Here is an 11,258-nt window from a genome sequence, read left to right as displayed (position 1 = left end):
TAGAATGGATCAATATATTGAATTTATTACAAATCATCCCGTTTTAAGCCTTGCTTGGGTTGGTCTTGTTTTTCTTATTGTAAGCGGTTTGATTAAAAGTAAATTTTCAGCAATCCGTCAAATTAACCCTCAACAGCTTACGCTTTTAATTAATCGTGAAGACGGTAAAGTTGTTGATATTCGCGCTCAAAAAGAGTTTTCGGCAGGTCATATTGCTAATTCTGTGCACTTGAGCCCTGAAAAAGCGAAACAATCTGACTTTTCAAGTCTTGAAAAGTACAAGAGCAAACCCATTATATTGGTATGTACCACAGGTATGACTGCCCAAGGTACTGCAACTGCGATGCATAAAGCTGGTTTTGAAGAGGTTTATGTATTGGCAAGCGGTATGGGTGCGTGGCAATCAGCGAGCCTGCCAACTACAACAGGTCGCTAATCATTTTAGCTAGACCGATAGAGGATTTATTATGAGTAATGTTGTTTTATACACCAAAGCGTATTGTCCATTTTGTCAGCGCGCTCTTTCGCTTTTAAATAGCAAAGGCGTGGAATATACAAATATTGATATTGGTGTACAGCCTGAACTTCGCGATGAAATGATCGCCAAAGCAGGTGGTGCAAGCACAGTACCGCAAATTTTTATTAATGATGAACATATCGGTGGCTGCGACGACATGATGGCAATAGAAGCGCAAGGTAAACTTGACGCTAAGCTAAACGCTTAAACTTAAATTATAATAACGAACAAGTTAGGAAAAACAATGAACGAAGAAACTCAAAACGCAGCAGCTGCAGAAGCCGGCGCACAATTTACTATTCAACGCATTTACACTAAAGATGTATCGTTTGAGACGCCAAACTCACCGGCTATTTTTCAAAAAGAATGGGCGCCTGAGGTTAAGCTAGACTTAGACACTCGCTCTAACAAGTTAGATGAAGGCGTGTTTGAAGTTGTTTTAGCACTAACTGTAACAGCATCTATTGGCGAAGAAACTGCGTTTTTATGTGAAATTCAGCAAGCAGGTATTTTTACTATTGCTGAGGTTGAAGAAGTGCAACTTGCACACATGCTAGGTGCATTTTGTCCTAACGTGTTATTCCCTTATGCTCGTGAAGCGGTATCAAACCTAGTTAACCGTGGTACTTTCCCACAGCTTAATCTTGCGCCAGTTAATTTTGACGCATTGTTTGCACAATACATGCAACAACGTACTGCGCAAACAGACCAGGTTACAGCAGACGCATAACCTATGAGTACAGCAACTACAGCTGTTACTGTATTAGGGGCGGGGTCTTACGGCACCGCCCTTGCTATTTGCTTAGCCCGAAATGGTCATAATGTGACTCTTTGGGGTAGAAATAGCGACGACGTTGCCACGCTTGCAGCTGAGCGGAAAAATCAACGTTACTTACCTGATGCTCCTTTTCCAGACACTCTTTCTCTTGAAGCCGACTTACAACAAGCCGTTGCTAGCAGCAAAATTGTACTTGTTGTGGTTCCAAGCCATGCATTTGGCGATACACTTCAACAAATTAAACCTGCATTACAAGCGGGGACTGAAATTGCATGGGCAACTAAAGGCCTTGAGCCAAATACAGGGCGCTTATTGCAAGAAGTGGCTTTACAAGAATTAGGTGACGAAGTTGCGCTAGCCGTACTTTCAGGCCCTACATTTGCTAAAGAAATGGCAATGGGTTTACCTACCGCTATTTCTGTTTCGTCTACGTCGCCTGAGTTTGCTCAGCAATTAGCTGATTTATTGCATTGTGGTCGCTCATTCCGTGTGTATAACAATGATGACTTCATTGGGATACAGCTAGGTGGTGCGGTTAAAAATGTAATTGCTATTGGTGCCGGTATTTCGGATGGTGTGGGCTTTGGTGCTAATGCGCGAACTGCACTTATTACGCGTGGGCTTGCAGAGTTAACTCGCTTAGGCTGCGCTCTAGGTGCAAAGCCAGAAACCTTTATGGGAATGGCAGGCCTTGGCGATTTAATTTTAACCTGTACAGATAATCAATCACGTAACCGTCGATTTGGTTTAGCACTTGGCAAAGGTGAAAGTGTAGAGGCTGCAATTGAGTCTATTGGCCAAGTAGTCGAAGGCTTTAGAAATACCAAAGAAGTGTATTTATTAGCGCAGCGTGCTGGCGTGGAAATGCCAATCACTGAGCAAATTTATAAAGTACTTTATGAAAATAAAGACATGAAAGAAGCCGCTATGGCTCTTTTAGGGCGAGAGCAGCGTTCTGAATAAATCTATACAAAGTATACTAAAACTAAAAAACCGACGTTATGTCGGTTTTTGGTTGTTTGGTACAAGGTTTTTATTGGGCGTTAGGAAAGCCAAGCTGGCGCCAAGATTCATACACAAATACGGCGACCGCGTTAGATAAGTTCATGCTGCGACTGTTTGGCTGCATAGGAATGCGTACGCGTTGATCGTTTGGCAATGCTTGAATCATTTCATCAGGCAGGCCACGAGTTTCAGGGCCAAATACTAAACAATCTCCCGCTTCGTAACTTGCCTCATGATGAAACTGGCTACCTTTAGTTGTACATGCATACACTTTTTTTGGCTTGCACTTTTCTAGGTAGGCTTCAAATGATGCATGACGTTGTACGTGGCTAAATTCGTGGTAATCAAGGCCCGCACGTTTAACGCGTTTGTCGTCCCACTCAAACCCTAAAGGCTCAATTAAATGCAGTGCATAGCCTGTATTTGCACATAGGCGAATAATATTACCTGTATTAGGTGGTATTTCAGGTTGGTATAAAACAATATCCAGCATAATGAGCCTTTTTAGTAATCGGTAGAGCGCAGCAGTATACACGAAACCTTTTAAAAAAATGATATACTCAGTGCATTGAATACAGTGATTAACGGATATATACGTGCATAACCGCAGCTACGAATTTTGGGTTAAAACTTCAAGCATTGTCACCATGGTTATGGTGAGTTTAATGATTGGTGCAAAAACATGGGCATGGCTTGCGTCAGGCTCTGCTTCAATGCTTGGCTCATTGACTGATTCGTTAATGGATATAACAGCCACAGCCATGAGTTTTTTGGTATTAGGTTATGCACTGCGACCAGCCGATGACGATCACCGTTTTGGGCATGGTAAAGCTGAGGCACTTGCAGGATTAGGGCAGGCAGCATTTATTGCAGGATCAGGTTGTTTACTTGCATTTCATGGTATTGAACGCTTATTTAATCCAATACAGTTAACGCATTCTTTATTGGGCGTATGGGTAAGTATTTTTGCAATTGTGTGTACGCTGGTAATTGTATTTGTACAAAATAAAGTAGTTAAGTACACCGACTCTATTGCTATAAAAGCCGATTCAGTACATTACAAAGGCGATTTAATATTAAATGCTGCCGTGCTATTGGCTATTTTATTAGCTTATTATGGCGTACTTTATGCCGATCCCCTTTTTGCAATTGGGGTGGCGGGCTACTTACTTTATAACAGTTGGGATATAGCGCGTGATAGTGCCGATCATTTAATGGATAAAGAGCTGCCAGATGATGAAAAGCAAAGCATATTCGATATAGCTAAAGACCATGCCGATGTGCATGGTGTACACGGTATTCGAACTCGCCAAGGCGGGAAAATTAAGTTCATCCAAATGCATTTAGAGCTGGATGATAACTTAAGTTTAATACGTGCCCATAATGTGGCTGATGAAGTAGAGGCCATGATAAGTGCTCGTTTTGAATCAGAGGTAGATATACTCATCCACCTCGATCCACTTTCTGTTTTAGTAAATCCTAGCACTGTTCAAGAAGTAACAGACTTACAAAACTGATAAAAGTTAGTTAATAGCGGCTTTCGAATTTCGTCACGCTCAAATAGTAGCTCGTGTTTTGCATCTTCAAAACTCTCAATTGTTGCATGAGCGTGTCTTTTTGCAAAGCTGTACTGCGCTTTGTTGTTAACCACTGTATCGCTAGCCGCACTTGCTATAAACAAAGGGATTGATACGTTTAGATTATCAATAGACTTTAAAAACGCTATCGTAGCTGCGAGCCAGCCAAACGTAACGCCACCTAATTGTATGTTAGGTTCTAATTTATAGGTTTGCCTAAAGTAGGTGTAACGCTCTTCGCTGCTAGTAAGTACGTTTTCAGCAAATGGAATTGGATTATAGTTGCCTTGTCCAAAAGCATAAAAAGAGTGTAGGCCAAGCAAAGTGGCTAACTTAACAATAAATTGCGTTGGTATTTTTGGTACGTCTTTTGTAAAAATATCAAACATAGGCGCAGACAAAAACACGCCTTTATAGCTGTTTTCAAACTTTGCTAAATAATCAATTGCTATCGCACTACCCATTGAATGAGCCAGCATGATTTTTTTACCTTGCCAATGCTTTGAAACTATTTGCTGATCAAAGTTATTAAGATCACTGCTGTAGTTATTATAATGTTTTACAAAGCCTTTATGCTTATTTTTAAGATGCCTGTAAGAGCGCCCTTGACCTTGATGATCCATAATAAACACTGCAAAATTATTACAATACAGCTCCCATATCAGTTCTTTATACTTTTCTAGGCCTTCAACACGGCCCGTACTAATTACTACAGCAGTTGCAGCATTGTCAGGGATTGCGTATGCGTAAAATAGCTTTCCTGCAGGTGTATCTAAGTAGCTTTTAGTTAAATGTGAAGTATAAAAAACATTAATGGCCTCTTGATTACTCTCAAGCTGGGCTTCTGAACTATAAAACATGCTTTACTCTTTGATTAATGGCAAGGTTATATTAGCACACAAGCCACCTTGTTCTTTATTCGATAAGACTAAATTTCCGCCATGCGCGGTAATGGCATTTTTAGCAATAGCAAGCCCTAAGCCAGTCCCCCCACTTACGCGGTCGCGAGCATCTGATTGTCTAAAAAACGGTTCACAAAGCTTACTTAGCTGCTCATTAGGTACACCTGACCCATCGTCACATATTTCTATATAAATGGCATTTGAATGCTTTAGAGTTATGCTAATGGTGTGTTGAGCATATTTAATTGCATTACGAAGTAAGTTTTCAAGCGCGCTGGCTATTAGTGCCTCATCGCAATTAATATTTACAGCCACACTACCCGTAACTTTTAGCTGTTTATTATTTTGTTTAGCTTCAAATTGAGCATCATTAATTACGTGATCGACAATAACTTGTAAAGACTGCTTTTGCAGCGAAAGCGCTTGGCTTTTAGCCTCTAAACGAGAGACCTGTAATACATCGGCTATCATTTTATCAAGTTGGTTTGCTTCTTTTTCTATACGTAATAAATATGATTGGCTAGGTTCGTTAGCTTGCATTTGTGCAAGCCCTGTAGCCATTTTTAGGCGTGTTAGAGGTGAGCGAAGTTCATGCGATATATCCGCAAGTAAACGCTTTTGTGAGCTAATCAGTAGCTCCAACTGATTAGCCATACTGTTAAAATCGCGCCCAAGTATTCCTAGCTCATCGTTTCGACTTGCTGGAATATCGGCTCTGGCTGTTAAGTCGCCAGCAGATAACTTAATAGCTGCTTTTTTGAGGCTGTTAATAGGAGCAATTAAGTTACGGCTAAATACAAAGCTCAACACAAGTGATGCAGCAATTGCGATAAATATTTTTATCCAATTAGGCATTAGTTTAAAACGTAATAATAGCGGCGGTTGATGATTTATATCTATTTCGTATAGATAAAAGCTTCCTTGTGGAATATTTATATTTACTGGCCCAAAAGCTTGGTATTTTTCTGTGAAAATTATTTGCGGAGACATATTTTGAGTAAAGTTTAATAAACTCAGGTCAATATTATCGGGGACTTCTTTGTTGCTATGAGCATCCTCGCCTTGTGCGGCACTTAAATATAAAAGCTTTCGCTTTGTGAGTCTTGGATGCACTAAAACATCGTCTAAACTACGTTTGTGCTTTATTACAGAGCGTTCTATATTTTTGGCCGTGTATATAAGGTTCTTTTTCATCGGGCCAGATAAGGGCTCGTTGGTTACTGCATTAATAGCGGTTATGTTACTTAAAAATACAAGTGCCGCTACCGTGCCAATAATGGTTAGCCAAAACCAAAAAAATATTTTAAAAAATAAGTAATGTTTAGGGTGCTTGAGCCCACTAAAGTACATACTATTATTCGCCTTGAATAAAGACATAGCCCGTACCTCGCATGGTCTTAATTCGCTCGGCTTGTATATGCTCTGCTATTTTTTTACGTATATTACTTACATGCATATCTATAGAGCGATCAAATGAGGCTAAGCGCCTACCTAAAACTTCCTCACTTATTTGCTCTTTACTCACCACTTCGCCCGCATTTTTACATAGCAAAGCTAAAATTTCGTACTCAGTGCCCGTAAGCGTAAGTGTGGAGTTATTAATTGAAGCTTCGCGCGCAGCAAGGTTTACTGTAATCCCATTAACAAGCAGCTTATTATTAGTAGTAGGTGCGCTTAAGCTATTAATGTGCTCTATACGGCGAGTTATTGCTTTAACGCGGGCTAGCAGCTCACGGTGATTAAAAGGTTTAGGTATATAATCGTCGGCGCCAAGCTCTAAGCCAAAAATACGGTCGAAGTCCTCACCTTTAGCGGTAAGCATTATGACCGGTGTGAGTTTTGTTTGTCTAAGTTGTTTAAGTACTTCAAAACCATCAAGCGTAGGTAGCATTACATCTAACAATATAAGTGCGTAGTCGTTTGTTTGCGCTAACTTTAGACCCTGAGCACCGTCGTGTACGCTTTGAATTTCAAAGCCTTGTGCAGTTAAGTACTCACTTAAAAGCTCACAAAGGCCAGTGTCGTCATCAATCATTAATAGTTTCATTTCAAACCCTTAGGCAATTCTCTATATTGTTATTTTACGTCTTAAATTGTGCAAAAGTGAATCTTTACACAACCTTTACACTGCTTTGCGTTACTTTGCGTTGAGTTATGTATAGTTAACTCACTGGCTTAGCAGTCACAACCAAATTAAATCCATCCAATATTAAGGTGATGATTATGACTAAAGTAAATACACTTTCAAAATTAGTACTTATTTGCGGCCTAGCAACAGCCACTCTTGGCGCTGGTAGCGTATTAGCTAAAGGTGATATGCATAAAAAGCAAGGTCACTCTCAAGCTCGTTTTTTACTTTCTGAGCGCGCAGCCGATAAATTGAATTTAACAGATGAGCAGCAAACGAAGCTTAAAACTATTTTTGAAGCGCAAAAAACGCAAATGAAAGCGTTAAAAGGCGATGATAAAGAAGCACGTAAAGCCGAGCGTGAAGCGCATAAAGCAAAAATGGATGCATTACTTTCGGCTGCAACATTTGATGAAAATGCAGCAAAAGAAATATTAAATGAACGTCATGAAAAAGGCGTAGAGTTTGGGTTAATAAAACTTAAAACTCAGCACCAAGTACTGCAAGTACTTAATGCAGAGCAACAAGAGAAGTTCAAAAAAATGCAAAAACGCATGGGCAAAAAAAAGCAGCGTAAGCAAAAAGACTAATCGTTTAATTATAGATTAAATACTAAAAAGCCAGCTTAATGCTGGCTTTTTCTATTAGTATAATCACTTAAGCTTATTTAAAAAATTCGTCTTCATTTTTGGCCATCATGGCTTCAATATCTTCAATCATGTCTTGACTAAATTGCTCAGCCGAAGTGGTTGGTGCAGAAATTCTGTTATTCTCAAACGACCATTCACCTAAATCAATAAGCTGGCAGCGCTTTGAACAAAAAGGGCGGTGTGGGCTTTGCTCAGACCATTCAACTTTGTTTTTACACGTAGGACAGTTAACAATAGTTGGCATACTTTACTCTCTAAATTTTTTGCTTATAGCGCTAAAGGGAATCATTAGAGCTATACACTTACATATTAGTTACGCGATTTATTTCAGCCAGAGACGTTAAACCATCAGCGGCTTTTCGTAAACCCGACAGGCGTAAATTATTAAACCCAGCTTTAAGAGATACCTCTGCTATTTCTAGTGAGTTACCACCACGCATGATAATTTGTGCTATTTCTGGGGTAATTTGCATTACTTCGTAAATACCTACGCGGCCTTTATAACCATCGGTACAACTATCACAACCTTTAGGAGCGTAGAGTGTCATATCTTCAATTTGCTCAGCAGTAAAACCTTGGCGAGACAGCTCTTCGCTAGGTAGTTGCTCTGGCGTTTTACACTTAGGGCATAACCTACGTGCTAATCGCTGGGCTATAATTAAGCTAATAGAGCTTGCTACGTTGTAAGCTGGCACGCCCATATTTAATAAACGAGTAATGGTTTCGGGTGCAGAGTTTGTATGCAATGTAGATAACACTAAGTGACCCGTTTGCGCAGCCTTAATTGATATTTCAGCGGTTTCAAGGTCACGTATTTCACCTACCATTACTACATCTGGATCTTGACGTAAAAATGCACGCAGGGCGTTTGCAAAAGTCATCTCGGCTTTAGGGTTTATTTGTACTTGGTTAACCCCTTCAAGGTTTATTTCTACCGGATCTTCTGCGGTACTAATATTTCGCTCTGGCTGATTTAAAATATTTAAGCCTGTATAAAGTGATACCGTTTTACCAGAGCCGGTAGGGCCGGTAACTAAGATCATGCCTTGTGGCTGAGCGAGGGCATCCATGTAGAGCTTTTTCTGCTCTTCTTCATAGCCGAGTACATCAATGCCTAGCATAGCGCTTGATGAATCTAATATACGCATTACTATTTTTTCACCCCAAAGGGTCGGCATCGTGCTTACACGAAAATCGATACTTTTGCGTTCAGTAATTTTTAATTTAATACGGCCATCTTGCGGTTTACGTTTTTCAGCTATATCGAGCCTCGACATTACTTTAATACGTGCAGAAAGCTTAGTAGAAAGCGTATTCGGTGGGCTGGCTACTTCATGCAAAATTCCGTCTATACGAAAGCGAATGCGGTATTTGTGCTCGTACGGTTCAAAGTGCAAATCCGAGGCGCCTTTTTTAATGGCGTCCATTAAAATTTTATTGATATAAACAATGATTGGGGCATCGTCTTTATCATCATCTTTAGGGGCGGTTTCTTTTGGGCCCTCTGTATCTAAATCGGCAAACTCTTTAAACTCATCATCACTTAAATTTAAGCTACCAGTAGCATCTAATAAGTGCTCTATTTTATTATCGAGTTGAACGTAATCAACCACGACCACTTCACACGATAAACCCGTACTAAATTCAAAGTTTTCAAAAGCGCCATAGTCGGTAGGGTCTGAGGCGGCAATGTAAACTTTTCGACCTTTTTGAACAAGCGGTAAAATATGATGTTTGCGGATGAGCTTTTCTTTTACAAGATCTGCTGGAATAGATGCAGGATCAAAGTCTTTTAAATCAAAATAGGGTACGCGAAACAAATCAATACATTGTTCTGCTAAGTCTAAGCTGTCAATTTTTCCACATTTAGAAATAAGCTCAGCTGTTGAGGCAAATTCGTTTTGTTTTGCTTTAACTGTGTCGGCATCAATACGGCCAAGGGTAATAAATTTTCTCAATAACGGTGAGTTAATATTCATTGCGCACCTGCTTTATTCCTTCAATAGTAAGCAATTTATCAGAAACAAGAAGGGGATTACATTATCTTTCGTTCTTTGCTGCGATTTTACTAACTAAAATGTAAGTTTATATGAGTTATGACACTATTAATGGGATTTAGTTTTACTGTTTAAAGCATAGTGTAGGTAATTTGTATGAAGAACAACAAGTTCTGCATGAACGAGCTTTAAATCGCGGTCATTATTTAGAATGTCATCTGCTTTTTGCTGTTTATCTTCACGAGACATTTGTGCTGCAATAATACTTTTTACTTGCTCAATTGTTGTATTATCGCGTTTTGCCGTACGCTCTATTTGTACAGAGGTCGGTACATCAATAAGTAATGTATGGTTGCAATATCTATCAAGGTTATTTTCAAATAATAAAGGGGCTACTAATACAACATAAGGGCTTGTTGCATTATTTAAATCGGCCAATATTTTTTTACGAATAAGTGGGTGAAGCAGTGCGTTTAGCCATTCTTTATCAGCATTATTTGTAAATATTTTAGTGCGTAGTGCTGCTCTATTTAATGTGCCATTGGGTAGTAAAATATTTTTACCAAAGTGCGCAATAATCGCATTTAGGCCGGTACTATTGGGGGCTACTACTTCACGCGCAATAATATCGGCATCAACAACAGTAATCGCTAATTCTTCAAACATATTGCTAACGGCTGTTTTGCCGCAGCCAATACCGCCGGTTAAGCCTAGCACCCAGTTATTTATTTTAGTTGTTTGCTCACCCATATCAATAGCCAATTAAATTAAAATACATATTTTGAATTTGACTGCCCCACAATAGTGTAATCCAACCAGCTATGGCTAAATAAGGGCCAAATGGAATGGGCGTTGCTTTGTCTTTACCTTGAATACTCAAAAGAGCAATGCCAATAATGGCGCCTACTACGCTTGAAAGCAGTATAATGGTTAAAAGTGATTGCCAACCAAGAAGTGCGCCAAATACGGCTAGTAATTTAAAGTCCCCATAACCCATACCTTCTTTACCGGTTAATAGCTTAAATAACCAAAATACACTCCATAAGCTTAGATAACCAAAAGCGGCACCCATAATTGCATCACTTGGCGTAATTGTAATTCCGGCAACAGCGGCAATAAGTGCCAGCCAAACAAGTGGAAGAGTGAGCTGATCGGGGAGCAGCATGTGGTCAATATCAATAAAAGTTAGCGCGACTAAAATCCAGGTTATAAAAATATATAAAAGGGCTTGCTCTGTAGCACCAAAGCTATAAGCAATAATTAGGCTTAGTATGGCTGTAATTGCCTCAACAGCAGGGTAACGAACAGAAATTGAGTTACTACAGTTCGCACATTTACCTTTTAGCAAAAGCCAACTAATAATGGGTATATTCTGCCAAGGCTTAATAGCCATTTTGCATTTTGGGCAGGTAGAGTTAGGTTTTACTAAGTTAAAAGGCTCGTAGGTTTGGGTTTGCTTAGGTTTATTAGCTGTTAGTTCATCTTCTAAAAGTAGTCTGCACTCGCTTTGCCATTCTCGTTGCATCATAAGTGGTAAGCGATAAATAACCACATTTAAAAAACTGCCTACACATAAACTGATTAAGCCAACGGTGGTTAAGTAAAACCACAATTGGCTTTGCATAACTTCAATAATATTTTGCATTTATTTACCTAAAACTAGAAATTCTTTTTTAATGATGCAGCTAAGAAAACGCGATACAA

General features: G+C 39.5%; 14 protein-coding genes. 6 read left to right on the top strand and 8 right to left on the bottom strand.

The window, feature by feature from the left end:
* Window positions 1-4 precede the first annotated feature (4 nt).
* Genes J8L73_RS05190 through gpsA form a run of 4 tightly spaced genes read left to right on the top strand, consistent with a single transcriptional unit; the run spans window position 5 to window position 2,258 of the window.
* Window positions 5-436 (top strand): rhodanese-like domain-containing protein, encoded by a 432-nt coding sequence (locus J8L73_RS05190; protein ID WP_210998796.1) that lies wholly within the window; start codon window positions 5-7, stop codon window positions 434-436.
* A 31-nt stretch (window positions 437-467) separates the two neighbouring features.
* On the top strand, window positions 468-725 hold the full coding sequence (gene grxC, locus J8L73_RS05185; RefSeq protein ID WP_058549390.1) for a glutaredoxin 3: 258 nt from the start codon (window positions 468-470) through the stop codon (window positions 723-725).
* A gap of 36 nt (window positions 726-761) precedes the next feature.
* Window positions 762-1,247, top strand: coding sequence for a protein-export chaperone SecB (gene secB, locus J8L73_RS05180; protein WP_211015223.1), 486 nt, complete (start codon window positions 762-764; stop codon window positions 1,245-1,247).
* A 3-nt stretch (window positions 1,248-1,250) separates the two neighbouring features.
* Window positions 1,251-2,258 carry an NAD(P)H-dependent glycerol-3-phosphate dehydrogenase gene (gene gpsA, locus J8L73_RS05175; protein ID WP_210998798.1) on the top strand — a complete coding sequence of 336 codons (1,008 nt, stop codon included), beginning with the start codon at window positions 1,251-1,253 and terminating at the stop codon, window positions 2,256-2,258.
* A gap of 70 nt (window positions 2,259-2,328) precedes the next feature.
* On the opposite strand, the gene trmL is transcribed toward gpsA, so the two are convergent.
* The gene (gene trmL / locus J8L73_RS05170) at window positions 2,329-2,793 is read right to left on the bottom strand and encodes a tRNA (uridine(34)/cytosine(34)/5-carboxymethylaminomethyluridine(34)-2'-O)-methyltransferase TrmL (RefSeq protein WP_104643371.1); all 465 of its coding nucleotides are present in this window, start codon (window positions 2,791-2,793) and stop codon (window positions 2,329-2,331) included.
* Between the two features lie 154 nt (window positions 2,794-2,947).
* On the opposite strand from trmL, the gene J8L73_RS05165 reads away from it, so the two are divergent.
* A complete protein-coding gene (locus J8L73_RS05165; protein ID WP_211015342.1) occupies window positions 2,948-3,817 on the top strand; it encodes a cation diffusion facilitator family transporter in 870 nt (289 codons plus the stop codon).
* Here J8L73_RS05165 and J8L73_RS05160 read toward each other — a convergent pair.
* The 3 genes from J8L73_RS05160 to J8L73_RS05150 are packed head-to-tail and all read right to left on the bottom strand — an operon-like array spanning window position 3,790 to window position 6,826.
* On the bottom strand, window positions 3,790-4,737 hold the full coding sequence (locus tag J8L73_RS05160; protein ID WP_211015221.1) for an alpha/beta fold hydrolase: 948 nt from the start codon (window positions 4,735-4,737) through the stop codon (window positions 3,790-3,792). The two genes, J8L73_RS05165 and J8L73_RS05160, sit on opposite strands and share 28 nt — an antisense overlap.
* Before the next feature lie 3 nt (window positions 4,738-4,740).
* Window positions 4,741-6,156 carry an ATP-binding protein gene (locus J8L73_RS05155; RefSeq protein ID WP_211015219.1) on the bottom strand — a complete coding sequence of 472 codons (1,416 nt, stop codon included), beginning with the start codon at window positions 6,154-6,156 and terminating at the stop codon, window positions 4,741-4,743.
* Window positions 6,134-6,826: a response regulator transcription factor gene (locus tag J8L73_RS05150; RefSeq protein ID WP_211015217.1), complete on the bottom strand. Its 693-nt coding sequence runs from the start codon at window positions 6,824-6,826 to the stop codon at window positions 6,134-6,136. Before J8L73_RS05150 ends, J8L73_RS05155 begins: the two co-directional genes overlap by 23 nt.
* A gap of 176 nt (window positions 6,827-7,002) precedes the next feature.
* On the opposite strand from J8L73_RS05150, the gene J8L73_RS05145 reads away from it, so the two are divergent.
* Window positions 7,003-7,497 carry a Spy/CpxP family protein refolding chaperone gene (locus tag J8L73_RS05145; protein ID WP_211015215.1) on the top strand — a complete coding sequence of 165 codons (495 nt, stop codon included), beginning with the start codon at window positions 7,003-7,005 and terminating at the stop codon, window positions 7,495-7,497.
* 73 nt (window positions 7,498-7,570) lie between these two features.
* Here the strand turns inward: J8L73_RS05145 and yacG are convergent, their stop codons facing one another.
* From yacG to J8L73_RS05125, 4 genes are all read right to left on the bottom strand, one after another.
* The gene (yacG, locus tag J8L73_RS05140) at window positions 7,571-7,801 is read right to left on the bottom strand and encodes a DNA gyrase inhibitor YacG (protein WP_211015213.1); all 231 of its coding nucleotides are present in this window, start codon (window positions 7,799-7,801) and stop codon (window positions 7,571-7,573) included.
* A gap of 58 nt (window positions 7,802-7,859) precedes the next feature.
* On the bottom strand, window positions 7,860-9,536 hold the full coding sequence (pilB, locus tag J8L73_RS05135) for a type IV-A pilus assembly ATPase PilB (RefSeq protein ID WP_211015211.1): 1,677 nt from the start codon (window positions 9,534-9,536) through the stop codon (window positions 7,860-7,862).
* 126 nt (window positions 9,537-9,662) lie between these two features.
* Complete coding sequence (gene coaE, locus J8L73_RS05130; protein WP_211015209.1) at window positions 9,663-10,304, bottom strand: dephospho-CoA kinase; 642 nt, start codon at window positions 10,302-10,304, stop codon at window positions 9,663-9,665.
* 1 nt (window position 10,305) lies between these two features.
* Window positions 10,306-11,199, bottom strand: coding sequence for an A24 family peptidase (locus tag J8L73_RS05125; protein ID WP_211015207.1), 894 nt, complete (start codon window positions 11,197-11,199; stop codon window positions 10,306-10,308).
* Window positions 11,200-11,258: the final 59 nt, after the last annotated feature.

Origin of the sequence: Pseudoalteromonas sp. MMG006 (assembly GCF_018101025.1) — a bacterium.
Lineage (GTDB): Bacteria > Pseudomonadota > Gammaproteobacteria > Enterobacterales > Alteromonadaceae > Pseudoalteromonas.
Note: the sequence above shows the minus strand (reverse complement) of the source record. Positions and strands in the feature narration are given on the sequence as shown.

What these genes read in the sequence shown, in the direction of transcription:
- J8L73_RS05190 (WP_210998796.1), top strand. Translation starts at nt 5, where the DNA reads ATGGATCAATATATTGAATTTATTACAAATCATCCCGTTTTAAGCCTT.
- grxC (WP_058549390.1), top strand. Translation starts at nt 468, where the DNA reads ATGAGTAATGTTGTTTTATACACCAAAGCGTATTGTCCATTTTGTCAG.
- secB (WP_211015223.1), top strand. Translation starts at nt 762, where the DNA reads ATGAACGAAGAAACTCAAAACGCAGCAGCTGCAGAAGCCGGCGCACAA.
- gpsA (WP_210998798.1), top strand. Translation starts at nt 1,251, where the DNA reads ATGAGTACAGCAACTACAGCTGTTACTGTATTAGGGGCGGGGTCTTAC.
- trmL (WP_104643371.1), bottom strand. Translation starts at nt 2,793, where the DNA reads ATGCTGGATATTGTTTTATACCAACCTGAAATACCACCTAATACAGGT.
- J8L73_RS05165 (WP_211015342.1), top strand. Translation starts at nt 2,948, where the DNA reads ATGGTTATGGTGAGTTTAATGATTGGTGCAAAAACATGGGCATGGCTT.
- J8L73_RS05160 (WP_211015221.1), bottom strand. Translation starts at nt 4,737, where the DNA reads ATGTTTTATAGTTCAGAAGCCCAGCTTGAGAGTAATCAAGAGGCCATT.
- J8L73_RS05155 (WP_211015219.1), bottom strand. Translation starts at nt 6,156, where the DNA reads ATGTCTTTATTCAAGGCGAATAATAGTATGTACTTTAGTGGGCTCAAG.
- J8L73_RS05150 (WP_211015217.1), bottom strand. Translation starts at nt 6,826, where the DNA reads ATGAAACTATTAATGATTGATGACGACACTGGCCTTTGTGAGCTTTTA.
- J8L73_RS05145 (WP_211015215.1), top strand. Translation starts at nt 7,003, where the DNA reads ATGACTAAAGTAAATACACTTTCAAAATTAGTACTTATTTGCGGCCTA.
- yacG (WP_211015213.1), bottom strand. Translation starts at nt 7,801, where the DNA reads ATGCCAACTATTGTTAACTGTCCTACGTGTAAAAACAAAGTTGAATGG.
- pilB (WP_211015211.1), bottom strand. Translation starts at nt 9,536, where the DNA reads ATGAATATTAACTCACCGTTATTGAGAAAATTTATTACCCTTGGCCGT.
- coaE (WP_211015209.1), bottom strand. Translation starts at nt 10,304, where the DNA reads ATGGGTGAGCAAACAACTAAAATAAATAACTGGGTGCTAGGCTTAACC.
- J8L73_RS05125 (WP_211015207.1), bottom strand. Translation starts at nt 11,199, where the DNA reads ATGCAAAATATTATTGAAGTTATGCAAAGCCAATTGTGGTTTTACTTA.